12 protein-coding genes and 1 pseudogene are annotated in these 26,447 nt (G+C 53.4%); 7 read left to right on the plus strand and 6 right to left on the minus strand.

Annotated elements, in window-relative coordinates:
- Positions 1-7 precede the first annotated feature (7 nt).
- A complete protein-coding gene (prpE, locus tag OOJ59_RS00755; RefSeq protein WP_160955604.1) occupies positions 8-1,894 on the plus strand; it encodes a propionate--CoA ligase in 1,887 nt (628 codons plus the stop codon).
- Positions 1,895-1,940: 46 nt separating this feature from the next.
- Here the strand turns inward: prpE and OOJ59_RS00760 are convergent, their stop codons facing one another.
- From OOJ59_RS00760 to OOJ59_RS00775, 4 genes are all read right to left on the minus strand, one after another.
- Positions 1,941-2,213, minus strand: coding sequence for a YceK/YidQ family lipoprotein (locus tag OOJ59_RS00760; protein ID WP_121528652.1), 273 nt, complete (start codon positions 2,211-2,213; stop codon positions 1,941-1,943).
- Between the two features lie 155 nt (positions 2,214-2,368).
- On the minus strand, positions 2,369-3,622 hold the full coding sequence (locus OOJ59_RS00765; RefSeq protein ID WP_069323906.1) for an MFS transporter: 1,254 nt from the start codon (positions 3,620-3,622) through the stop codon (positions 2,369-2,371).
- 57 nt (positions 3,623-3,679) lie between these two features.
- On the minus strand, positions 3,680-6,757 hold the full coding sequence (locus OOJ59_RS00770) for a beta-galactosidase (RefSeq protein ID WP_160955603.1): 3,078 nt from the start codon (positions 6,755-6,757) through the stop codon (positions 3,680-3,682).
- A gap of 121 nt (positions 6,758-6,878) precedes the next feature.
- Complete coding sequence (locus OOJ59_RS00775; RefSeq protein ID WP_160955613.1) at positions 6,879-7,970, minus strand: LacI family DNA-binding transcriptional regulator; 1,092 nt, start codon at positions 7,968-7,970, stop codon at positions 6,879-6,881.
- Between the two features lie 155 nt (positions 7,971-8,125).
- Here OOJ59_RS00775 and OOJ59_RS00780 point away from each other — a divergent pair, with 155 nt between their 5' ends.
- The gene (locus OOJ59_RS00780; RefSeq protein ID WP_137346902.1) at positions 8,126-8,731 is read left to right on the plus strand and encodes a class I SAM-dependent DNA methyltransferase; all 606 of its coding nucleotides are present in this window, start codon (positions 8,126-8,128) and stop codon (positions 8,729-8,731) included.
- Here OOJ59_RS00780 and OOJ59_RS00785 read toward each other — a convergent pair.
- Together OOJ59_RS00785 and OOJ59_RS00790 are read right to left on the minus strand one after the other, a co-directional pair.
- A complete protein-coding gene (locus OOJ59_RS00785; protein WP_121528655.1) occupies positions 8,728-9,678 on the minus strand; it encodes a GlxA family transcriptional regulator in 951 nt (316 codons plus the stop codon). The two genes, OOJ59_RS00780 and OOJ59_RS00785, sit on opposite strands and share 4 nt — an antisense overlap.
- Before the next feature lie 18 nt (positions 9,679-9,696).
- Positions 9,697-10,473: an MBL fold metallo-hydrolase gene (locus tag OOJ59_RS00790; protein ID WP_160955602.1), complete on the minus strand. Its 777-nt coding sequence runs from the start codon at positions 10,471-10,473 to the stop codon at positions 9,697-9,699.
- A 307-nt stretch (positions 10,474-10,780) separates the two neighbouring features.
- Here OOJ59_RS00790 and OOJ59_RS00795 point away from each other — a divergent pair, with 307 nt between their 5' ends.
- The 5 genes and pseudogenes from OOJ59_RS00795 to OOJ59_RS00815 all read left to right on the plus strand — a co-directional run bounded on the left by OOJ59_RS00795 (position 10,781) and on the right by OOJ59_RS00815 (position 26,400).
- Positions 10,781-12,418: a ShlB/FhaC/HecB family hemolysin secretion/activation protein gene (locus tag OOJ59_RS00795; RefSeq protein ID WP_201746125.1), complete on the plus strand. Its 1,638-nt coding sequence runs from the start codon at positions 10,781-10,783 to the stop codon at positions 12,416-12,418.
- Between the two features lie 12 nt (positions 12,419-12,430).
- The gene (locus OOJ59_RS00800) at positions 12,431-24,220 is read left to right on the plus strand and encodes a hemagglutinin repeat-containing protein (RefSeq protein WP_268063313.1); all 11,790 of its coding nucleotides are present in this window, start codon (positions 12,431-12,433) and stop codon (positions 24,218-24,220) included.
- A gap of 15 nt (positions 24,221-24,235) precedes the next feature.
- Positions 24,236-24,490 carry a MafI family immunity protein gene (locus tag OOJ59_RS00805; protein WP_085047669.1) on the plus strand — a complete coding sequence of 85 codons (255 nt, stop codon included), beginning with the start codon at positions 24,236-24,238 and terminating at the stop codon, positions 24,488-24,490.
- Between the two features lie 408 nt (positions 24,491-24,898).
- Positions 24,899-25,918 (plus strand): annotated as a pseudogene (locus OOJ59_RS00810) (DUF6862 domain-containing protein); the annotation flags it as partial.
- Positions 25,915-26,400 carry a hypothetical protein gene (locus OOJ59_RS00815; protein WP_199963876.1) on the plus strand — a complete coding sequence of 162 codons (486 nt, stop codon included), beginning with the start codon at positions 25,915-25,917 and terminating at the stop codon, positions 26,398-26,400. The pseudogene OOJ59_RS00810 and the gene OOJ59_RS00815, both read left to right, overlap by 4 nt.
- Positions 26,401-26,447 lie beyond the last annotated feature (47 nt).

The following is a 26,447-nucleotide window of genomic DNA, read 5'->3' on the forward strand; positions in this document are numbered from 1 at the left end:
GAGCATTATGTCTTATAGCGAGTTTTATCAACGTTCGATTACGCAACCGGAGTCGTTCTGGGCCGAGCAGGCCCAGCGTATTGACTGGCAGCAGCCGTATACGCAGGTGCTGGATCACAGCAACCCGCCGTTTGCCCGCTGGTTTTGCGGCGGCAAGACCAATTTGTGTCATAACGCCATCGACCGCTGGGTGGAGAAACAGCCTGAGGTGCTAGCGCTGATTGCGGTGTCATCGGAAACCGAAGAAGAGCGTACCTTTACCTTTCGTCAGCTGTACGACGAAGTGAACGTGGCGGCGGCAATGTTGTTGTCTCTGGGCGTACAGCGCGGCGACAGGGTATTGGTTTATATGCCGATGATCGCCGAGGCGCACATTACGCTGCTGGCCTGCGCGCGCATTGGGGCGATCCATTCGGTAGTGTTCGGTGGCTTTGCCTCGCACAGCGTGGCGGCACGTATCGACGACGCCCAACCGGTGATTATCGTTTCGGCGGATGCCGGCGCGCGTGGGGGCAAGATCCTGCCGTATAAAAAGCTGCTCGATGATGCAATCAGTCAGGCGCAGCACCAGCCGCGTCATGTGGTATTGGTCGATCGTGGTCTGGCGAAAATGGCGCGGGTAGAGGGGCGCGACCTCGACTTTGCCGCGCTGCGCCAACAGCATCTTGGCGCGCGGGTGCCGGTGACGTGGCTGGAATCGAATGAAACCTCCTGCATTCTCTATACCTCCGGGACAACCGGTAAACCGAAGGGCGTCCAGCGTGACGTTGGCGGCTATGCGGTCGCGCTGGCAACCACGATGGATACCATTTTCGGCGGTAAAGCGGGCGGCGTGTTCTTCTGCGCGTCGGACATCGGTTGGGTGGTTGGGCATTCGTATATCGTGTATGCCCCACTGCTGGCGGGGATGGCGACGGTGGTGTACGAAGGGCTGCCAACGTATCCGGACTGCGGCGTGTGGTGGAAGATTGTTGAGAAGTATCAGGTTAGCCGGATGTTCTCCGCGCCAACGGCGATCCGCGTACTGAAGAAATTCCCGACCGCGCAGATCCGCAATCACGATCTCTCCTCGCTGGAGGTGCTGTATCTGGCCGGGGAACCGCTGGACGAACCGACCGCCAGTTGGGTAACGGAAACGCTGGGCGTCCCGGTTATCGATAATTACTGGCAGACCGAATCCGGCTGGCCAATTATGGCGATCGCCCGTGGGCTGGACGACAGGCCGTCGCGGTTGGGCAGCCCTGGCGTGCCGATGTATGGCTATAACGTGCAGTTGCTCAATGAGGTCAGCGGAGAACCCTGCGCAGCGAATGAGAAGGGTATGCTGGTGATTGAAGGGCCACTGCCGCCAGGGTGTATTCAGACCATCTGGGGCGATGACACACGGTTCGTAAATACCTACTGGTCGCTGTTTTCTCGTCAGGTATACGCCACTTTTGACTGGGGCATTCGCGATGCCGACGGCTATTACTTCATCCTTGGTCGGACGGATGACGTCATTAACGTCGCCGGACATCGACTGGGTACGCGTGAGATAGAGGAGAGTATTTCCAGCTATCCAAACGTCGCAGAAGTGGCGGTGGTCGGCGTGAAAGATGCACTGAAAGGGCAGGTGGCGGTTGCATTTGTCATTCCGAAGCAGAGCGATAGCCTGGAAGACCGTGACATCGCGCATTCAGAAGAGAAGGCGATAATGGCGCTGGTGGACAGCCAGATTGGTAATTTTGGCCGTCCGGCACACGTCTGGTTTGTGTCGCAGTTGCCGAAAACGCGCTCCGGTAAAATGCTGCGTCGCACCATCCAGGCAATCTGTGAAGGGCGCGATCCCGGCGATCTGACGACCATTGACGATCCGGCGTCGCTGCAGCAAATTCGCCAGGCGATCGAGGAGTAGCCGTTATTAATTGGCCCGGTGGCGCGATGCTTACCGGGTCTGGTTTCTAATCGACTTTCTTATACGGTCCGTGATAGTAATCAAACGGCGCATAGACCGTATCCGCCACAAAAGACAGCGGCACATCGATAAATAGCAGCGCTAAATCGAAATAATTATAATCGTAAGCGCCTGGGTTTTTTAGTTTAGCCATGTCGTGGTGCGTACCCACATAATAGGTATTCGAATCCTCGCCTTCCGTGCGCGCATTAATGCTGCCACATCCTGAAAGTAATGTGCTGATCAAGAACGCCATTACCGCAACCGTCTTTCTGCTCATCCTGTGACCTGGGTTTACCGTCTCGTTTACCATAGCAGGTTAAAAGCGGCTTTTTGTTCACAAAACTTAAACCACCGGGTCAGGACTCATAGAGTGAGAATTGCACGTTGTAGGCCGGATAAACCACGTGAGTGGTGCATCCGGCAAAGAGGCTTTTACAGCGCGACGCTTTCGCGACGACGCAGCAGGGAAAATGGCCCCGGTCCACTTAGGGTAAATACGGAAATCAGCGTGAAGCTCAGCGCAATTATCCCCAGCACCAGATAAGCCCCCTGGAAACCAATGTTCTCATACATTTTCCCGGCCAAAACTGACATGAAAATCATTGCCAGCTGTTTGAAGAAACAAAAACACACCAGGTAAATCGTGGCCGAGAAACGCACTTCGAACTGACTGGTGATGTATTTGAAGCAACCGACAATCAGGAACGGTATCTCGAACATATGCAGCGTTTTGAGGATAACGACTTCCAGCGCCGTGGTGGCGAATGATGAACCAATGATCCGTACCGACATGATCGTACCGGCCAGCAGCAGGGCGTTCTTTCCGCCGATGCGGTTCACGATCAGCGGAGCAAAGAACATGATCGAGGCGTTGAGTAATTCCCCCATGGTTGTGACGTAGCCAAACACACGGGTGCCCTGTTCGCCAGTGGCAAAGAACGAAGTAAAGAAGTTGGCGAACTGCTGGTCAAACACATCATAAGTACAGGAAACGCCGACCACGTACAGGGAGAGAAACCAGAGTTTTGGTTGTTTGAATAATTCCAGCGCCAGCTTCAGGCTGAATGCTGAGTTGTTGGCGCCTACCGCATCCGCGACTTTTGCAGAAGAGGGGGCATCTGCTTTTGAAAAGAACAGCAGCAATGCCAGAATGACCGCACAGCCAGAACCTAACCAGAAGACAAACTGGTTATTGATGGTGAACATAATTCCTGCAATCGAGGCGCACAGCGCCCAGCCCACACAGCCAAACATGCGTGCGCGACCAAATTCAAACTTGCTTCGGCGGCTGGCCTTTTCAATATAGGCTTCAATCGCCGGAGCGCCGGCATTGTAAATAAAGCCAAGATAAATCCCGCCGACAATCGACCCCAGTAAAATATTAACCTGTAATAGCGGGCCAAAAACGTAAATAAAGAACGGGGCAAACATTACCAGCATTCCAGTAATTACCCACAGCAGGTGTTTTCGCAGGCCAAGCTTATCGGAAAGTAGTCCGAAAACAGGCTGAAATAATAATGAAAACAGTGAAATACAGGCGAAAATGATCCCAGTGTCACCTTTACTGATATGGTTCACATCGTGTAACCAGATCGGAAAGAAGGGGAAATAAGCACCCATAATGAAAAAGTAAAAGAAAAAGAAAAAGCCGAACATCCAAAAGTTAGTGTTTTTTAAATAATACATGACAGACTTCCTCAGGAAAAATAAGGGCAGGTCATAACCTGCCCATTATTATTATGTTTAACCCCAGATAACCAGGTAGTGATAACGTCCGGCACTCAACAAAAACTCCGGCGACACGGAAGGACTCCATGAATCATCGCCGCCGACGCCCATATGGAAACCATCAATATTGAGCCAGGTACCCGCCTCCGGTTGCAGCAGATGACGGTGGCTGGTTTCCATTAGTTGCTGTTGGCTAAAGCGGCTGATGTTGAACAGGAAGTCGCCACGCCATTGATGCGTGCCGTATCGCAGTTCGCGCGTGCCGCAGCGCAGACCATTTTCGCTCGGGAAAACATACGGGGTGTACATCTCATCGAGTGACAGATCCCAACGGTCAAAACAGGCGGCGCTCAGGCGATCCGGGTAGTTCTCATGTGGGCCGAGACCTAACCAGTTCACACGCTCGGCAACCTGCGACAACTGGCAGCTCAGGCCAATACGCGCCGGATGCGGCGTGCCGCTGGCAACATCGACATCCACCGTTATCTGCATCTCGCCATGACCGTTGATACGATACGATTTACGGCTGATAAACAGCGTTTCACCCTGATACTGCCACGCATGTTCGGTGGTAATCAGTACTGCGTTGCTGAGCGCGTCGGCAGCACAGTGCAGTAACGTTGCTGCAACCTGATAATGACCGGCGGCCTTCCAGCGTTCAACCCAGGCATTCGGGTCAATGCGGGTTGACTCGCTGACGCCGATGTCGTTGTCCAGCGGCGCGCGGGTGAACTGGTCGGTCAGTGGGGATAACAACTGGGCTGTATCATCAAGCCAGTATTGTGTCAGCAGGCCAGACCGACGGTCGAATTGCCAACGCTTGTTGTCATTCTCCACAGTAAAGCTGTTTTCGCTAACGTTGAGCTGTGGCGCGGTGCGGGCAGTTGGCTGCCGCGCCAGGCTGAGTTTCTCTTCCAGCTTCCACTGCTGCCAGGCGCTGATGTGCCCGGCGTCTGACCAGGCGGTGGCGCGAGGCTGTTCCACGCGCACCGTCAGCCACAGTTGGCCTGCGGTTTCCGGCATCGGGCAATCTGGCAGGGTAATCACCTGGCGGCCCTGCGGGGCAATATCCAGAACGATTTGTCCGGCGGCCAGCGGGTTGCCGTTCTGGGCAATCGACCAGTGCAGAACTTCGTTATCGCTGTGGCGGAACAGATATTCGCTGGTCACTTCAATCTGGCGTTCAGCGCCCGGCAGTAACGTAAACTGGAAAAATTGCTGTTCATGTTTGGCCTCGTATAACGCCGGATGCGGGGTGCGATCGGCGAACACCAGTCCGTTCATGCAAAATTGACGATCGTTAGGCGTGTCGCCAAAGTCGCCACCGTAGGCTGACCATGCCTTGCCATTATCATCGTGTTTAATCAGCGATTGATCCACCCAGTCCCAGACAAACCCGCCCTGCAGGCGCGGATACTGACGAAATGCCTGCCAGTATTTGGCGAAGCCGCCGAAACTATTGCCCATCGCATGGGCATATTCACAGAGAATGAGTGGACGCTGCTCGCCGGGCATCGACAGCCACTTTTTAATCGACCATTTAGGTACCGCCGGGAAGGGCTGATCCTGATCGACGCGGGCGTACATCGGGCAAATAATGTCGGTCGCCGCGGTATTCGCGCCGCCGCCTTCGTACTGTACCGGGCGTGACGGATCCTCTGATTTTATCCAGCGATACAGCGCGTCGTGATTGACGCCATGACCGGATTCATTGCCCAGCGACCAGATGATAATGCTCGGATGGTTGCGATCGCGCTGCACCATGCGTGTCACGCGCTGGCTCATGGCAGGCAACCATGTGGGATCGTCGCTCAGGCGATTCATTGGCACCATGCCGTGGGTTTCGATATTGGCTTCGTCGACCACGTACAGGCCGTAGCGATCGCACAGGGTGTACCACAACGGATGGTTCGGGTAATGGGAGCAGCGCACAGCATTAAAGTTGTTCTGCTTCATTAGCAGAATGTCCTGAACCATCGTCGCCTCGTCCATCACCTGACCGTTGACCGGATGGTGCTCATGACGGTTGGTGCCGCGAATCAACAGCGGCTTACCGTTTAACAGTAGTAGGCCGTTTTTGATATCAATCTGACGAAAGCCGACGTCACAGGCTTCTGCTTCAATCAGCACTCCATCCGCGGTATGTAACTGCACAACGGCACGGTACAGATTGGGCGTTTCGGCACTCCACAGCGCTGGCTTTTCGACGTTCAGTCGCAGGCTAACCCGGTCATGATAAGCGCCGCGTTCATCAATAATCTCGCCGCCGAGTAGGGAGGTCGTTTCGTCAGTCAGCGTTTCAGCTTCCCACAATTGCAGGGTAACGCGTAAATCTTCGCTCGCGTTGCCCGCCACTCTGACTTCCGCTTCCAGCACGGCGCGGCTGAAGTCATCGTTAAAACGGGTGTTAATGCGCAGGTCACTGATTTGCGTAGTGGGCTTATGCAGCAAAGATATGTCGCGAAAGATACCGCTCATGCGCCACATATCCTGGTCTTCCAGATAGCTGCCGTCGCTCCATCGCAGCACCATCACGGCCAGGCGGTTTTCGCCGCGCAGCAGATAATCGCTCAGATCGAATTCAGACGGCAGACGACTGTCCTGACCGTAGCCGACCCAGCGACCGTTGCACCACAGATGAAATGCGGAATTGACGCCGTCAAAAATAATGCGCGTCTGACCTTCATCTAACCATGCGTCTTCGATATTAAATGTGAGCGAGTAACATCCCGTTGGGTTCTGCGCCGGAACGTACGGGGGATTAACCGGAATCGGGTAGGTGACGTTGGTATAAATTGGCGCGTCGTAACCGTCCATCTGCCAGTTAGAGGGGACGTTGATAGTGTCAGCCTGTGGCAGATCGCTTGTCAGCCAGCTTTCCGGCACAGCCTCCGGCGCGGGAAACCATGCGAATTGCCACTGGCCATTCAGCGAGCGTAACTGAGTTGAGCGCTGATTAGTTCGCGCATCATCTGCTGAGCGCCAGCTACAGAAAGGTGGGTGCGCCTCCAGGCGGTTGAGCTGCGTGACGCCGGGATTTTCCCAGTCGCGGCGGGCCAGAACAGCGGAGAGTGAATCTGTGTTCAGGTTCATAACGGTATCCTGTTTGAATTTGTTATTCGCTCACAATTTCAATCAAAATACGGATAAGCGCTCCCAGCTGTAAAGGATGGGGCGTTTAATGAGTGAACTGACTCACATAATTGTTATGCGTTCACATTTTAGGTGTGAGCTGAGAAACTTGTCGCGCAAGCTGGATGAGTGAATCCGCCAGCGCCTGGGGCGAGGTGGTTTGCGTATCGGGAGGCAGAACCGTTTTGCGCTTCACCAGGGTTACGGGCAGCAGTTGGTTGCCCACGGTTGATTCGCCATGGGGAAGTTGCAGCAGCCTGTCGACGCTGGTTTCACCCAATAATGGAAAATCCTGCCTGATGGTGGTCAGCGGTGGAATGTAGCAGGCGCTATCTTCTGTGTCATCGTAGCCGATCACCGAGATATCCATCGCCACCCGCAGGCCGAACTCGCTGATTGCCCGCATCGCGCCCAGCGCCATTTGATCGTTAGCAACCAGCATAGCGGTGGGGAGATTACCGCTATTGAGCAGTTGCAGTGTTTGTTGAAAACCAGACATCGCGCTCCAGTCGCCTTCCAGCTCCGCGACGGGTTGCAACTGGTAGTACGCCAGATATTTATGCCACCCCGCATGCCGAAGCCTTGCCGAAACCGAAGTGTGCGGCCCGCTCAGCAGGGCGATACGCTGATGTCCGTGCTGTACCAGATGTTCAACGCCAAGGCGTGCGCCGTCATCATGGGAGAAAATCACGCTGTTAATTGGCGTCTGGTCAGAGACATCGAGAAACAGCACCGGCACCGTACCGCAGGCGGCAGCCACGGCAATGGCGTCTTCTTCATCCAGCGGATAGTTAATGATAAGTCCGGTTACGCGTTGGGAAAGCAGGTTGTGGACCGCGGCTTTGCATGCTTCAACGCCGCTGCGCTCGACCATGGCGATCACCACGCTGGCACCGGACTGGTCGGCGCGGGATTTTATGGCGGCAACGATTTGTGAAGGGGCGTGCAAGGCAAGGTTCGCCGTCACGACGCCAATCAGCGACGTCTGTTTACCAGCCAGTTGCTGTGCGACGCGGTTAGGGATGTAATTGAGTTCCGCCATCGCGGCCTCAACTTTCTGTCGGGTTTTTGCAGAAACGTGGCTGGCCTGATTTACGACGCGCGAGACGGTCTGGTAAGAGACTCCTGCATGGTCTGCCACATCGTATAGCGTTACCGGTTTCACGTTTATCACCCCTGTCATGATGTTTTCTACGCGCTATGATGCCACAGCGGAACGGTTTTGGGGGATTTGCGCATGGGTTCTGCGAGGCGCATTCCAGGGTTGCGTCTCTGGTGCCGGAGGATTTATCGTCGTGATTATTAACAGAATAAAAAAGCGAGGACATCGTGAGCGACGTTGCGGCAAACAACATTCTGTCCATCTACCGACGCCATGCGGATGCCTTTGCCAGCCAGCGCTCACGCGCCCTGTTCGAGAAAAGCTGGCTGGATAAGTTCATCACCGTGATGGGCGGGCAGGGCAGCATTGTGGATATTGGCTGCGGGAATGGTCAGCCGATTGCCGGGTATTTTATCCAGCAAGGTTTTCAACTCACAGGGATTGATGGTTCCGCAGCGATGCTGGTCCGCGCCCGGCAATCCTTTCCCGCGCAGCGCTGGCTGGAGCAAGATATGCGGGAGTTGGTGCTTAACGAGACGTTCGACGGCCTGATTGCGTGGGACAGCTTTTTCCATTTAACCCAGCAAGACCAACGAAAGATGTTCCCGATCTTTGACCGGCTTAGCCATCCCGGCAGCGCGCTGATGTTTACCAGCGGTACCGGGAACGGCATTGCGATGGGGCAATTTGAAGGCGAGCCGCTATTTCACGCCAGCCTCGCGCCGGACGAATACCGCGCATTGTTGTCAGCGCATGGCTTTGCGGTGGTCGAGATGGTGATGGAAGATCCGGAATGCGCAGGGCACACGGTGTGGCTGGCGAAAAAAAGCTAAATGCCGCGAAAGGTTTTGCGCCATTCGGCGGGGCTGACGCCGAAATGAGATTTAAAATGCTGACGCCAGGTGACAGGCGACTGAAAACCGACCTGTTCGGCGATGCGTTCAACGGGCAACTGACTGGACTCCAGTAACGCCTGGCTGCGGCGAAGACGCTCGACAATCAACCACTCTGCCACGCTCGATCCGGTGGCTTTCATAAAGTGACGGGTTAACGTGCGACGGCTCATCATCAGCCGCTGCGCCAGCGCATCGATACTATGCTGCTCGTGGATATGCAGGCGTAAATAATCAAGCAGGGCATTTATGCGCTGATCCTGGGTATTTTTCGCCACCGGCTGTTCGATAAATTGTGCCTGACCACCTTCGCGATGCGGCGGCACAATCATCCGCCGCGCAATCTGATTCGCTGCCGTGCTGCCAAAACGTTGGCGGATCACGTACAAACAGCAATCCAGCGCGGCGGCAGTGCCTGCTGAGGTAATAATACCGTCGTCATCCACATACAGAGCGTTGATATCCAGACGCGCCGCCGGGAAGCGGGCCTGAAAATCCTGCTCGAACTCCCAGTGCGTGGCAGCCCGTTTGCCATCCAACAGACCGGCATAGCCGAGGACAAATGCGCCCAGACACAGCCCGACAATTTGCGCGCCGTTTTGTCGGGCGTGGTTGAGCGCATCAAGCAACCCTTGCGGCGGGCGATGTGCGGTAGTGCCCCAGTAAGGGATTACCACGATGTCGGCAGCCTCCACCGCTTCATAGCCATGAGCTGCGTTAATCGAGAAACCGTCCTGCGAGGAAACAATACCGGGCTGTTCGGCGCACAATTGCACGTCGAAGCGCTTTTTCGCCGCTACTTTGTCACTGAAAATGATGCACGGCACCGAGAAGTGAAACGGGCTGAAATCTTCCACGGCGACAATAGCGACGGTAAGCGGCTGCATACGATTCCTCTGCGGATATTAAAACGTCAGGGTTTCACCATCTTCCGGCACGTTGACGCATTGCGCAATCTGGTTGTCGCTGGCGTATGACTTCAGCGCGGCGCGGGTCAACAAACAGTGGTTTATCGCCTCAATATGCGTGGCCACAATTTGTGCGTTGGGAAGGGTGAAGTGGGTTTTTAGTACATCTTCTGCACCCATAATAATTGGGCCAAAACCGATAACGTGGGCAAAACCGGCGTTCAAAATGACCACGTCCGGTTGGAAAGTCAGCATGTTGGCTTCCACTTCGTCACGCCAGATAGTGTCTCCAACCAGATACAGCGTTTTTTCCGCCGGATGCTGAAAGATTACCCCGCAGGCATCGCCTAAACGTTCCGCCATTTGCGGGATGGCGTAAGCGCGATCTGAGCCATGCTGGCCGCCGGTTTTACGCAGGATGATGTCGCCCAGCGTGGTGTTGTGCGTCAGTACGATCAGGTGTGTGAAACCCTGATCTCGCAGTACCTGCGCATCTTGCTCATTTTGCACGTAAATCGGTTTGTCTTTCGGCACGACGCGTGCTGCAACCTCATCCCAGTGATCTTCATGCAGGTGGGTCACGATCAGCGCGTCAACGTTGAGCAGGGTGTCGATATCGACGGGCAGATCGACGGTTGGGTTGCGGATCTCCGCACGTGCCGTTCCGGCAAAGCCCGGATAAGCACTTTTTGCCGCCAGCATTGGATCGATTAGAAAGGTTTTGCCGCCAAAGGTGATGCGCTGCGTGGCGTTGCGGATTTGCGTGATGTTCATGGTGTTTGCTCCACGTGTTGGGTCAGTGGTGTCATCGTAGAGTGTTGTGCATAAGTTGAATGTGGGCAAATGGGCGACTAGCGATGGGATTGGGCCAAAAGAGTAAGAATAATTTAATTTAAAAATACAAGAAATCCTAAAATGCAATAGGAATGAAGTGAAACAGCACTTAATGTCTTTACTTTTGTTTACATTTTGTGCTTTTTTAAAATGGTCGGCTGTGCTTTGCAGTCAAGTTCGCTTTCGTACTTTTTTGGAGGGTGGGGTGAAGTTCAGGGATGAAAGAAAGTTGGCATTACTGATTGGGATGTTAATTTTACCCTTCACAACTGTTTCTGCCGCACCACTCTCTCCTGCGGATCGTAATACCATTCAGCAGCAACAGCAGCAGCTACTTAATGAAAACCAGCGCCAGCGTGAAGAGCTGGAGCGTAGCGTTACGTTGCCTGTAACCGTAACGCCGAAAACACCAGCCCGGGCTGAAGGGCCGTGTTTTATGATTTCGCGCATTGATATTGACGGCGCAACGAAGTTGTCCGCCGCTGCCTCGGCAAAGCTTATCGCGCCGTGGGTGAATCAATGCCTGGATATTCCCCGTCTGACGGAACTGACAAATGCGATTTCCGACTGGTATATCAGCCGAGGCTATATCACCAGTCGCGCCTTTTTAACCGAACAGGATCTCTCCTCCGGGGTGCTGCATATCGCGGTGCTTGAGGGGAAATTGCAGCAAATACGTCTGGAAGGCGTCCCATCGCGCACTCTGCTGATGACCTTTCCCGGAATGGAAGGAAAAATTCTCAATCTGCGTGACATTGAACAAGGGATGGAGCAGTTGAATCGGGTTCGCCAGACGCCGGTGGAAATTGAAATTTTGCCGGGCAGTCAGCAGGGGTTCTCAATAGTTAACCTCACCGCCACGCCAGAATTTCCACTCAATGGTTCAGTAAGTTTTGATAACAGCGGGCAAAAGAGCACCGGAACCGGGCAACTCAGTGGCGCATTATTTTTCAATAATATGCTCGGTCTGGCAGATAAATGGTTTATCAGCGGTGGACGCAGCAGCGATTTTTCCAGTAGCAAAGATGCGCAGAACTTTGCTACTGGCGTGAGTATTCCTTATGGCTACGGACTGCTTGATTACAGCTACAGCTGGAGTAACTACCTCAGCACTATTGATAACAATGGTTATGCCTGGCGTTCCACTGGTGATAGCGAAACCCATCGGTTGAACGGATCCTGGGTTTTGTTTCGCAATGGTGATGTCAAGACCGCTGCATCGCTGGGTCTCACGCATCGAATTAACCGTAACAGATTGAATGATGTCCTGCTGGAAACCAGTAGCCGCAAGCTTTCCAGTGTTTCGCTGGGTATCAACCATACGCAAAAAATTGCTTCTGGCGTTGCGACGTTTAATCCTTCATTCACCCAGGGCGTGCCATGGTTTGGCGCAGAGGATGACAACAATAAACAGGGGGATGTGCCAAGGGCGGAATTTCGCAAATGGAGCGTCAATGGCAGTTTTCAGCGCCCGTTGGCAGAAAGAGTGTGGTGGCTTAGCAGCGTCTATTTTCAATGGTCTGTGGACCGACTCTACGGCAGTGAGCGCCTGACGCTGGGCGGAGAAACCTCAGTTCGCGGTTTTAAAGAACAATACATTTCTGGAGATAACGGCGGCTACTGGCGCAACGAAGTGAATTATTCGCTGTTTACGTTGCCGGTATTCGGACAGATTGGCGCGATGGCGGCATTCGACGGCGGCTGGCTGAAACAGGATAGCGTTGACAGGTATGCCTCCGGCACGTTGTGGGGGGCTGCGCTGGGATTAACCAGCTCAGGGCGCTGGTTCTCCTCTCAGTTTACCGTAGGAACGCCAGTTAACTATCCGGACTGGCTAGCCCCGGATCATCTCAATGTGTATTACCGCGTTGCGGTGGCATTTTAAGGAACAAGGGTGATGAAAAAGGATCAGGTTCGTTTTTCCCAGCGTTTGCTAAGCGGCATGTTGAGTTTTCTGCTGGCTACCCAACCACTGCTCCCGGCGATGGCTGCCGTCATCACGCCTGAAGGCAATACGCAGATGGATAAAGCCGCCAATGGTGTTCCGGTGGTGAATATTGCCACACCGAACCAGTCCGGGATTTCACACAATAAATATAACGACTACAACGTGGGAAAAGAGGGGCTGATCCTTAACAACGCGACCGGGCAATTTACCCAAACCCAGCTCGGCGGCATTATCCAGAATAACCCAAACCTACAGCCAGGAAAGGAAGCTTCAGGGATCATCAACGAAGTTACCGGCGCTAACCGTTCACAGCTGCAGGGCTATACCGAAGTCGCGGGGAAAGCCGCCAACGTCATGGTCGCTAACCCCTATGGCATTACCTGTAATGGTTGTGGATTTATCAACACGCCTAACGCCACCCTGACCACCGGTAAACCTGTGTTGGACGCCAATGGCAACCTGCAGTCGCTGGAGGTAAGCAAGGGCAGTATTACCATCGAAGGTAAGGGGCTGGATGGTAGCCAGAGCGATGCAGTGTCGATTATTGCCCGCGCCACGGAAATCAATGCTGCGCTACACGCCAAAGATTTGACGGTTATCGCCGGCGCGAATCGCGTTGCGGCGAATGGCCAGACAAGCCCGCTGAATGGCGAAGGAGAAGCACCGAAAATTGCGGTAGACACCGGCGCGTTAGGTGGCATGTATGCTAACCGAATTCACCTGGTCTCCAGCGAGAAAGGGCTGGGGGTCAACCTCGGGAATCTGAATGCCCGTCAGGGTGATATCACCCTCAATGCTAACGGGAAGTTAACGATCGGCAATAGTCTGGCAAATGGTGGTCTTTCTGCCAGGGGCGAAGGCGTCACGTTAACCGGTAGTCATAAGACCGGGAGCGGGATGGCCATCAACAGTACCGGGGCGTTAGCGCTACAGGATGCAAATCTCTCCAGCGGCGCAAACGTGCAGTTGGGCAGCGATGGCAAGGTGACGATCGATGGTGGTGGGATTGCCGCAGCTGGCGAGTTGCAGGTGGCTGCTAAACAGGATGTAGCCGTTGCTGCAACCACTCTGGTTAGCCAGAAAAACACCTCACTGCGCAGTGACGGCTCGCTGACAGTTACCGACGGCAGCCTGACCAGTAAAGAAAAACTGGATGTCGAGGGTACTCATGGACTGACGCTGACCCGTTCCACGCTGGGTAGTGATGCTGATGTTAGCCTTAACAGTAAGGGCTATCTGTCGGCGAAAGGGGGATTGCTCTCAGCAGGTAATGGATTAACGCTGAAGGCGCAGCGCATAGCACTGGATAACGCCAGTCGGGCCGATGCGAAAGGCGCATTAAGCCTGACCGGTAGCGAAATGAACAACCAGGGACAGGTCAATGCGGGAGATGCTTTATCTCTCTCTGGTGACCACCTCGTTAATGGTGGTCAACTGGCGGCAAACGGCAGTCTTGATGCTTCTGTCAGCAGCCTTAGCAACACAGGTCTGATGCAGGGTAACAGCGTATCGGTCCGCAGCGGCTCGCTGGATAATATGGGCACGCTGGCGAGCGGCAGCCAGCTTTCAGTACAGACGGCAGCGCTGAACCAGCAGGGGATCCTGAGCGCGAAAAACGATGCGGATATCCGGGCTGATGCCACGCTGCGTAATAGTGGAAAGTTGCTCTCTGATGGCACTCTAACGGTGCAGGCCGCGTCAGTTGAACAATATGGCGTCCTTTCTGGCAATCAGGGGGTAACGCTCAATGCTGAAAATCTCACCGCCGCGAAAGATTCGTTGATCGCCGGGCAACAAAACATACAGTTAAACGTTACGCAAAACCTTAACCTGAACGGTCAGGTTAATGCCGTCGGTGCGCTTAACGTCGGCGCAAAGCAACTGACTACCGGCAAAGACGGTCATTTACAGAGCGGTCTGGACCTTGCGATTACCGGCAACAGCGTGACGCTGGACGGCGTACAGGCGGCAAAAGGTTCGCTGGATGTGACGGCTGACCGGCTCAGTCATGGCGGAAAATCCACCGGGGCACGCGTTGGTTTCAGCGCGCAGCAGTCAGTTGATAACCATGGCGAACTGTTGGCAGATACCCTGACGCTCAGCGCGGCGACGCTGACTCATAACGGCAGCGCCAGCGCTGAACGCATCTCGATTATTGCACCTGAACTGCTGACCAGCGGCGGCTCTCTGATAGCCGACACGCTAACTCTCCACAGTCAGCATATTGTGAATAGCGGTCTGATGCAGGGTAACGCGGCAATAGACCTACAGATTGATAAGTTAGATAACCTGAGCGGCGGCTCGCTCTATGCCAGGCATTCTCTGGCGCTGGATATACCGTATCTGACCAACCATGGGCTGATTACCAGCGACGGTTCATTGCATCTCAATGGTCGCCAGTTGGTTAACGGCGGAGAAATTAACGGCGTTAATCTGCAAAGTGAATATGCGACGGTAAAAAACGAGGCCGCGGGGCGCCTGCTGGCGGACACGTCATTGTCTGTTAACGGACAGCAGACAGATAACCTCGGACTCATGGCCGCCGAAATGCTCGCGCTAAACAGCCAGGACGTGAAAAACGACGGGAATGTGTTGTCGGTGGGTGAATTGAGCCTGAAGAATCAGACCCTGCACAACACCGGCTTGCTGCAGGGCGGCACGCTGAATCTGGAAGCAAATACGTGGCAAAACAGCGGTAATGCGCTGGGTGAAACGGGGGTAACGGCGACAGTACACGACGCGTTCACTAACCAGGGTAATGTACTCAGTCAACAGGGTATGACACTGCATGCCGCCAGTGCGAATAACAGCGGAATGCTGGCGGCGAAGGTGCTGGCATTACATGGCGATCTCAGCAACAGTGGGATCCTGCAGGGGGATCAGGCGCTGGCCTGGGATGGCAGTCGCTTCACTAACCTTGCGGGTGGGCAGGTGACCAGCGGTGAAGACCTACAGCTTAGCGGAAAACGTTTCGAAAATGATGGCCAACTGGAGGGCCGTACGGCGGCGATCAGACTGGATAACCTGCACAATAGCGGCAGCGTTCAGGCACTGGATAGCCTGAAAATTCAGGCTAACGGGCGACTGGATAACCAGGGATCGCTGCGCAGTCTCAACCTGTTCGAGCTGGCTGCGGCGCAGTTGTTTAACGACAACACGATTGCAGCAAAATCCCTGAGTATTTCCGTGCCGGAGCTTATGAATAACGGCATTGTGCAGGGTAATTCGGCGCTACAGCTCACCACCCGCAATCTGTTCAATGGTCAGCAGGGGCAACTGGTCAGCGGTGCGGGGCTGGATTTAAACCTCGACTCACTGGAAAACCACGGTCTGCTGCTGGCGAATACCGGCTTCACGCTGCGCGGCAGCACATTAATTAACGCAGGTGATATTCAGGCCGACTCCCTGAACCTGACGCTGGCAAACTCGGTTGAAAATCAGGGGAACCTGGTGGCGAAACAGGGGGCGTCGATGAATACTGCATCCCTGGATAACCGCGGTACGCTGGCGGCGACAAGTGTCGCTCTGGATGGAAAATCAATCCGTAACAGCGGACGGGTGCAGGGCAACGACAGTACCTCGGTTTCTGCGAATACCTTCACCACGGATACCACAGGTAAATGGCTGGCCGGTAATGCGTTGTTGGTGCATACCGGTACGATGGAAAACGCCGGCGTACTGCAGGGAAATACCCTGACATTTACTGCCGACTCGCTGAATAACAGCGGCGTGCTTAACGGTTTACATGGCCTGGAAGGCAAGCTATCCGGGCGACTTACCAACCCCGGACACATTCAAAGTGGCGGCGCACTGGCGCTTACGGCTGATGATATCAACAGTGCCGGACGTATTGCCGGTGACAGGCTGACTCTTGCTGCCTCGACGTTAAACAATTCAGGCCTGTGGCAGGGGACGAACGGGCTTGCGCTGTCTGGCGATGTACTCACGACGGGGATAACCTCCCGTACGCTGAGCGGCGGCGCGTTGACCTTTGATGCTGGCAATATAACGACGCAAGGAACGCTGCAGGGGCAGCAGCTCACGCTGACCGCTGATAACTGGCTGCACAAAGGATCGCTGATAAGCCTGGGTAATCTGACGGCTACTGTAAACAACGGCCTTACAACATCAGGCGATGTGATGAGCCATGGTGGAATGTCACTAACCGCGCAGCAGCTTGATAACAGTGGAAGGCTGCTCAGCGAGAGCGACGTAACGCTCGACGGCGCACAGTTCGATAACAGTGGCGCGGTACAGGGAAATACCCTGACCTTGCAGCAAAACCGGATCCACAATCAGGGCACGCTGACCGGCCTGCAAAGCCTGACGCTGGAGGCTCGTCAGCGTCTGATGGCGCGAATGGCGATGGCTTCACCGCAACAGGAATTGATTAACGCAGCAGGTGGTTCACTGCTGACGCAGGGAGCGCTGAAACTCACTTCTGGCGATGTGACGAATAATGGCACGTGGCAGGGACAGTCCGTTCTGCTCAGTGCGCAAACGCTGACAAACAACGGGGCAATACAAAGCGCCGACGCCCTGCAGTTTACGCTCGCAAATAGCCTGACTTCTGCGGCCGGCAGCAAAATTACCGCCCTTGGTAACGCGACGCTACAGGCGCTTTCTCTGACTAACTCGGGGCAATGGACGGCGAAAAATCTTACGCTGAAGGGGGCAACCCTTGATAACAGCGCGGCGATTAGCGGCGTAAATGCGCTCACGCTTGCCATGAACGGCGCGGTCAGGCAGCAGAAAGCGGGCAGTATGCTGAGCGGCGGCGCGTTGGATCTGACTGCGGCGTCAGTCACCAACGATGGAAAAATTCAGGGGGCGACGCTGGGCATGACGACCGGCGCATTGACCAACAGCGGACGACTACAAGGGGATAATGGCGCAACGCTGTCGCTGAGCGGTGATTTGATAAACCAGGCTTCCGGGGAGATTGTCAGCCGGAAGGGGCTTTCGCTTTCTACGCCAGTGCTGTCCAACTACGGTTTAATGCAGGGCGGTGGAGAGACCCATCTTAACGCCACAACACGCGCGCTCAATGACGGCAAACTGCTTTCCGACGCGGGAATGACGCTGACCACGGCAGAATATTCCGGCGCAGGCTGGTTACAGGCGACAAACCTCATTCTGAATGCGGCAACGGCCACCAATGACGGTAACTGGCTGGCCGATAGCGCCACGCTTGCAGGGACCCGGTTTACCAACCAGGGAACCGCGCAGGCCGGTCAACTGGCGGTGAAATACGCGCAACTGACGAATAACGGTACGCTGTTAGGCAACTCGCAACTGAGTGTGAATGCCAGCGAAGTTAATCAGAATGCGGCAGGGAAACTGTTCAGCGGCGGCGACCTGTTCGTTGAAAGTCGCGGGCTGGGTGCGTTGGGACAGGTGGTTGCGCTGGGTAATCTGACGCTGAAGCTGGTGAATGGTTTTACTGCGCAAAGCGCTTTTGCCGCGGGTAAAACACTGACCATTACCAGCGATGGCGCTATCGATAACCGTAGCGTGCTTCAGGGGCAATCGCTCAACCTGACGGCGGGCGGACAGCTCAGCAATAACGGGCAAATTACAACTGGCAGCGGCGTCAGTTATCTTAGCGGCGACAGCGTAGCGCTCAATGCCGCCGGAACGTTACAGGGTGGTGGCGATATTACGCTGGCCAGTCGCGGTAATATTTCAGTCGCTGGTTTCACCGGAACGCGTGGCTCTCTGACGCTCAATGCACCGGGCGCCATCGTCAATACGGCGCTGTTGTACGCGGCAAATAATCTGGCGCTTTATGCGAACACTATCACCAACCAGCGCGGCGATATCCTCGCGGGCAACAATCTGTGGATGCAGCGAGATGCTGCGGGCAATGCCAACAGCGAAGTGGTCAACACTTCCGGCAATATCGAAACCCAGAACGGTGATATCACGATAAAAACAGGACATCTGCTGAACCAGCGGGATGGGTTGAAAACAAACCAGACACAAATAGCTGGAGCAAACAGTATTCCAGGGATAGGTGATGCGACAATAAAAGTTGATATAAGCCAATTACCGTCAGGATCCTATGGTGTTAATGGTTATTCCTACACAACAGAATCAGGAGCCTGTAACGCACATGGAGCCTGTAGCTATCACCATTATTACCAGTATTACTACGCACCGTTTAAAGACACGGCGACGCAGAAATTCATTTCCAGCCAGCTAAAAACAGAGGTTTCCAGCTCTGGCGGCGCAGCTCGTATTTCATCAGGGCGAAATCTGTCAATTGGCGCAAACACGCTGGATAACGCAGCCAGTACTATTCTGGCAAACAATCATATCGACCTTTCAGGAAGCACATTCAATAACCAGAGCTGGCAGTCCGGGACGCTTACTGATTATCTGGTTTATACCTATACCCCAGAGAAATACTCACGTCAGAAATTTGCCGTAAATAATATAGATGTGTTACCTCCGCGTTATAACGAGGGGAGAAACAGTAAAGGTGAAACTATTGTGCTTCCTAAAGAACGCACAATAACATTTACCCTGGAAGGGCATGACCGGGTTCAGGAAGGGGGAGAAACGTACCGTTCGGTGATTCAGGCGGGCGGTAATGTAAACGCCAGGTTTACTACTTCTATTGGCAACGAAAACGCAACCTCTGGTGGGGGACGGGTTAGCAATACCATCGTTACCCCAACCCTCAACACCCTCAGCAACCAAACCATCAGTAATGGGGTGCAAAAGCAGGCACTGGCAGGCAATGACACGGTGAGCGTCAGTTCCCCTCAGTGGAACGATCGACTGCATGACGCATTGCAGCAGATTAACGGCGCAGGCGCGCTGGAAAGCGGCGGCGTATCAGATTCTACGCTCAACCCTGTTTCTACCACGCAGAAAGGTAACGCCAGCCTCGGCCAACTCAATGGCCTGATTAACCCAGGCGAGAAGGGCGTGAATACTGCCGGGCAAAATCAGGGCAAAACGGTGGATACCAGCGCGTATCCGTTGCCTTCCGGAAAGAACGGGTATTTCGTCGTCTCTGACGATCCGAAAAGCCCGTACCTGATCAACGTTAACCCGAAACTGAACGGTCTTGGTCAGCTCGATCCCAGCCTGTTTGGTGATTTGAATGCGATGCTGGGTATCAAACCTGGCGAAGCGCCGCGTGAAACCAATATTGCGTATACCGATCAAAACCAGTTCCTTGGGTCGGCCTATATGCTCGATCGTCTCAAACTGAACCCGGAATATGACTACCGTTTCCTCGGTGATGCGGCGTTCGATACCCGCTATGTCAGCAACGCCATGCTGAATAAGACGGGAAGTCGATACATCAACGGTATTGGTTCTGACCTTGACCAGATGCGTTATCTGATGGATAGCGCTGCCAGTACCCAGCAGTCGCTGGGACTGACATTTGGGGTGGCGCTGACGGCCGATCAAATCGCGTCCCTTGAGCACAGCATGCTGTGGTGGGAAGCCGCGACCGTCAACGGTGAAACGGTAATGATACCGAAGCTGTATCTCTCGCCGAAAGATATCACCGTGAATAACGGTAGCGTCATTGCCGGGAATAATGTTCAGCTGACCAGCGGGAATATCACCAACTCCGGCAGTACGCTGTTGGCGAGAAACGATCTCACCCTCGACAGCCAAAACAGTATTAATAACCTTAACAATAGTCTGATGCAGGCCGGGGGCAATCTCGACCTGAGCGCGATGGGTGATATCAATAACGTCAGCTCCGCCATCAGCGGAAAAACGGTGGCGCTGGAAAGTCTGGGCGGCAACATCAATAACCTGACGCTGGCGGAACAGATTGATGTGAGTGCCAGGGATAAATACCGCAATGTGAGCTTTAAAGATACGTTGCTGGGGTCTGTGGCATCCATTACCGCGCAGGATGGATTGTCGCTCTCGGCAGGTAAAGATATCACCGTTACTGGCGCGAATCTCTCTGCTGGCGGTTCATTGCTGATGGATGCGTGGGGAGATATTGCGGTAAATGCCAACCAGATTAACGATGCCCGGAGCCACTCCGGACGCTGGATAACAGAGACGGGGCGTTCGTCAGTGGACTGGCAGGGTAGCACCATCAGTTCGGGCGGTAAGCTCGGTATCAATGCTGGAAATAACCTCAACGTCACCGCCAGCGATGTTAACGCGGGGGGGAATGCTCAGCTTACAGCGGGTAACGATCTTAATCTGAATGCGGGCTCCACTCAGCAAAGTAGCCGTAACGGCGGCAGTGAATCGCACAGCACCGGGCTTTCCCGTACCACCGTGGCAGCGGGTGACAATCTGCTGTTGAAAGCGGGTCAGGATATTAATTCCCATGCGGCCGGGCTGGCTGCGGAGAATGATGTCGGTCTGCTGGCCGGGCGAGATGTCAACCTGCTGGCTGAAGCAACGACAGACGGTGACAGTTATCGTGCGAAGAAGAAAACCGTGGTCAATGACGCCGTACGCCAACAGGGAACGGAAATTGCCAGCGGCGGCGACGCCGTCATTATTGCCGGGCGTGATGTAAACGCACAGGCAGCGGATGTTACGGCGCACGGCGATATCGGCGTAACGGCAGGCCGGGATGTGAATCTCACGACCGCCACAGAGAGCGATTATCACTACCAGGAAACCACGAAAACCAAAAAAGGATTCCTCAGTAAAAAGACTACCCATACGATTGAAGAAGACAGCGCTACGCGGGAAAAAGGCGCGCTGCTGAGTGGGAACAATGTGACGGTCGCCGCCGGGAATAACATTCTGGTACAGGGCTCAGCCGTTGCCGGTGACGGCAATGTGGCGCTGGGAGCTGGCAACAATGTGGATATCGTTGCTGCCACCAATACCGATACTTCATGGCGCTTTAAAGAGACTAAAAAGAGCGGTCTGATGGGGTCGGGCGGGATCGGTTTCACTATCGGTAGCAGTAAAACGACGCACGATCTGCGTGAACAAGGCACCACCCAAAGCGAGAGCTTCAGTACTGTCGGCTCAACGGGGGGCAACGTCAGTATCACCGCGGGCCAGCAGGCACATCTCGGCGGCGCGGATATCATCGCCCAGAAAGATATTGCTGTTCGCGGCGACAGCGTACTTATTGAACCGGGTCATGACAAACGCACCCGTGATGAGAAGTTTGAGCAGAAAACCAGTGGACTGACGGTGGCGCTGTCGGGGGCTGCTGGTGCTGCGATAAACAGTGCAGTACAAACCGCGCAGGATGTGAAAGATGAGAGTGATGACCGGCTTGCAGCGCTGAAGGCTACGAAGGCGGCGCTTTCCGGCGTGCAGGCGGCGCAGGGTGTTGCAGTTGCTCAGGCCGGTGGCGATCCGAATAACGGTATAGGCGTCAGCATTTCCCTGACTTCCCAGAAATCAAAATCTGAGCAGCATGCCTGGAGTGATACTGTGGCAGGCAGCACCCTGAATGCAGGTAACGACCTGGCTATTGTAGCGACAGGTAAAGGTCAGAGCGGAAACAGCGGCGATATTCTGATTGGCGCAAGCCAGTTGAAGGCGGGTGGGGATACCACGCTTGCGGCAGCGAACGATATCGTACTGAGCGGAGTGGCAAACACCCAGCAGACGGCCGGGAAAAACAGTAGCAGCGGCGGTGGTGTGGGCGTCAGTATTGGCGGGGGGGCCAATGGTTATGGTATTGGCGTCTTCGCTAATGTGAATGCGGCGAAAGGGCATGAGAAGGGTAACGGTACATCATGGGCTGAGACCACGCTTGATAGCGGTGGCACGGTATCGATGGCCAGTGGTCGTGATGCCATTCTGAATGGCGCGCAGGTCAGCGGCGATAAAGTGGTGGCGAATATTGGTCGCGACCTGTGGATGAGTAGCCAGCAGGACAGCAACGACTATAAATCGAAACAGAACAGCGTAGCAGCAGGCGGCAGTTTTACCTTCGGCAGCATGACCGGTTCGGGCTATATCAGTGCCAGCCAGGACAAGATGAAAAGCACTTATGACTCGGTGCAGGAGCAGACCGGGCTTTTTGCTGGCGATGGCGGATTTGATGTGGTGGTGGGACGTCACACACAACTGGACGGTACGGTAATCGCCTCGACGGCGCCAGGGGATAAAAACAGCCTTGATACCGGAACGCTGGGGTTCAGGGACATTCACAACGAAGCAGACTTTAAGGTCAGTCATTCAGGAGCCAGCCTGAGCGGCGGCGGGGCTTTTGGCGGCGATCAGTTTAAAGGTAACATGCCGGGTGGAATGATTTCAGCCGCTGGCAACAGTGGCCACGCGGAAGGCACGACGCAGGCGGCGGTGGCAGACGGCACCATAACTATCCGTGATAAAACCGGTCAGAAACAGGACGTGGCGAATCTGAGCCGTGATACGGAACACGCCAACGGCAGCATCAGCCCGATTTTCGACAAGGAGAAAGAGCAGAACCGGCTGAAAGCGGTGGGACTCATCAGCGACATTGGCGGTCAGGCAGCCGATATCGCCAGGACCCAGGGAGAGATTATTGCGCTCAAAGAGGCGCGGAGGGACAATCCAAATCTGCCAGCGGATAAGCTGAAAGATACACCGAAGTACAAGGAAGAACTGGCGAAGTATGGCACGGGCAGCGATATTCAGCGGGGAATTCAGGCGGCAACGGCGGCGCTTCAGGGGCTGGCTGGCGGTGATGTGGGGGCCGCGCTGGCGGGGGCATCGGCACCAGAGCTGGCGAATCTGCTTAAATCGACAGAGGGCAATACTGCGGTAAATGTCATTGCCCACGCGATACTGGGCGGCGCAGCGGCTGCGATGCAGGGTAACAGCGCGGCAGCGGGTGCAGCGGGTGCGGCAACGGGCGAACTTGCGGCCCGGGCGATTGCAGGTATGCTGTATCCTGATGTGAAGGACCTGTCGCAACTGCGTGAGGATCAGAAGCAGACCATCAGCGCGCTGGCAACGATATCAGCAGGGATGGCCGGTGGTCTGGCAGGAGACAGTACGTCATCAGCCGCAGCAGGTGCGCAGGCCGGGAAAAATGCAGTTGAGAATAACTCGCTCAGTGGCTGGGAGAATCTGCCAAAAGGGTTGACGGATGTTATCAACTCTCAGGGATCGCTGGGAGGGTCAATGATTCGGGCTGGAGCTTCTCCTGATGAAATTACGGCGGCCTTAGTGAAAAATGCCCAAGGACAGACGCCGGAAGGACAAGATCCTGTTAAAGGCTTACTGTCTGCATGGGGGAACTTCTTCGGGGTTCCGTTAGATATTGTTCTCTCAAATGAGCAAATGACGCCTCAAAAAGCTGCTGAGATAATATCCAGTGGAGTTCCAACCAGCGAAGCAAAATTAATGCAATATGTGGCGGCTAAAGCATTTTTTACCGTCGCGAAAAGCACCGATCTTGGTTTATCTGCTTCCAATCAAAAGTATGTTGACATTTTGTCTCCAGAAGCTAAACAACATATTTTGTTTGGCGATAGTCCAACTAGTGGTGGTCATCTCTATCCCGGAAACCCTGGGAAAACGGTTTATCCAAAAGACTGGTCAGCTGACAAAGTTGTACATGAGATAGGTGATATAGCAACGTCGCCTGATACCAAATGGTTTGCTCAGACAGGAACCGGTGGTATGTATACCGCTAAGGGCGATCCTGCCAAATGGGTCGCATATGAAGTCAGAGATGGTGTCCGTATTCGTGTTGTTTATCAACCGGCTACAGGGAAAATTGTTACAGCCTTTCCCGATAATAAACCTGTACCTCCGGCATCGAAACCAATAAAAAAATAGGAAGGGATTTATTAAATGTTTGGTTTAAAAATCAGTCAATTAGGAAAGTTGCTTGAAGATCGATTAGATCCGGATTTAATTGATGGCGCTTTAGATTATATTCAATATGACGAGGAGCCTCTTGCTTTTGAGATTCTTTGCGACCATATAAGCGAGTATGACATCACCATAACTGAAAATGAGTATGAGTTAATAACTCAACTTATCGAAGAGATGAAGTTAGATATAAGTGAACCACCGTTTAAATATTTAAAAAAATTAGTTGGTTAAGCAAATCCCGGCCATCAAAAGCCGGGATTTTTAGACCTTCTGCTGCGGCTCAATAGCCAGCTCCCCCTTCTCGGCAGTGACCACTACTGTCAGTCCGGTATAGAAGATTAGCGTCTTCAGCCAGCGGCCCTTGAGGGTAAACTGCGGCAGCGGAGTCGATAACTAACCCTGTAATAATGCGCCTACGGCTCTAAGGCGGCGGTTGTGGTGGCGTGCTGTTGTGTGCTGGACTTGCCGTTCAGCCATGCTCGTTCAACTCTGTTGCAGAGGGGCAGTAGCGCCTGTGACCCCGAAAACGCTTAACAGCGCAAAAAAATCCTGGGGAGAAAGTACAATAGACAAAAATTGTTATCAACAAATTGAAATAACAGGAAAAAACCGAGTCTATCGCAGCAACCTGCATCGGAAAGAGTTGTTGTTGAGAATAACTACCTGAGCGTGTCTGAAAAGACAGAGCTTGAGATAGCAAAACAGACGCTTAAAAACAGTAAAGATGCGGCAGAGCGCGAAAAGGCACAGCAGAAATATGATGCATTGCTTGAAAAAGATATCAGCAGTGATAAGGCGGTAATCGCTGCATGCAGTAATGGACAGGCAGCCAGCGCGGCTTGTGCCGGTGAAAGACTGAAGGTTATTGCTGCTAAAGGAGGTTATGAAACCGGAAACTACAATAACCAAGCCAGCGACATGTATCCGGATGCTTACGGGCAGACAGTAAACCTGCTGAATATCACCAGTGTTGATGCACAAAATCAACAACAGGTGAAGGATGCGATGGTGAACTATGCCATAGTGCAGTTTGGGGTCGATAGGGCGACTGCAGAGGCATACGTTGAAACTTATGATGGAATGAAGGTTGTAGCGGCTTCGATGGCACCAGTAATAGGTGCTGCGGCGGCCAGTAAGATAGAAGTTCTGGCTGGTAAACAACGCTTGTCTAATAGTTTCGAGGTTAGCTCACTCCCAGATGCAAATGGGAAAAATCACATCACGGCTGTAAAAGGTGATGCTAAAATACCTGTCGATAAGATTGAACTATATATGCGTGGTAAAGCTTCCGGTGACCTTGAGTCTTTGCAAATAGAATATAATTCTTTAAAAGATGCAAAAATTAGCAGCCAAAAAGAATTTGCAAAAGATCCAAATAACGCTAAAGGATGGAAGTGTTAGAAAAAAATCCATAATATTGAGCGTTCTCAAGATATGGCTCGTGTATTAGAGCAAGCAGGTATAGTGAATACTGCCAGTAATAACAGCATGATAATGGATAAGTTATTGGACTCAGCTCAGGGGGCTACGTCTGCAAATAGAAAAACATCTGTTGTCGTATCAGGACCTAACGGTAACGTAAGGGTTTATGCTACATGGGCAATATTACCTGATGGCACGAAAAGACTTTCAACTGTTAATACGGGAGCATTCAAATGATAAATGTGAATAGTACCACAAAGGATATTGAAGGTTTAGAAAGTTACCTGGCTAATGGCTATGTAGAGGCTAACTCTTTTAACGACCCAGAGGATGATGCGTTAGAGTGTCTCAGTAATTTATTAGTTAAAGATTCGGGGTGCTGTCTGTCATTTTGTAAAAAAATAATTAATTCAAATAACATTGATGGTGTTTTTATTAAAGGTTCGGCGCTGAATTTCTTATTATTGTCAGAACAGTGGTCTTACGCATTTGAGTATTTGACAGGCAATACGGATAATATAACTCTTGCAGAGCTTGAAAAGGCGCTTTTCTATTTTTACTGTGCAAAAAATGAGGCAGATCCTTATCCTGTACCAGAGGGTTTATTCAAAAAACTAATGAAAAGATATGAAGAACTGAAAAATGACCCTGATGCAAAATTTTATCATCTTCATGAAACGTACAATGATTTTTCAAAAGCTTACCCTCTGAATAATTAGAAGCTATCGCCCGTGTAATATTGTCTATGACTGCATGGAAGGATGAT

Source organism: Citrobacter sp. W9, assembly GCF_026719375.1.
In the GTDB taxonomy this organism is placed as follows: domain Bacteria; phylum Pseudomonadota; class Gammaproteobacteria; order Enterobacterales; family Enterobacteriaceae; genus Citrobacter; species Citrobacter werkmanii.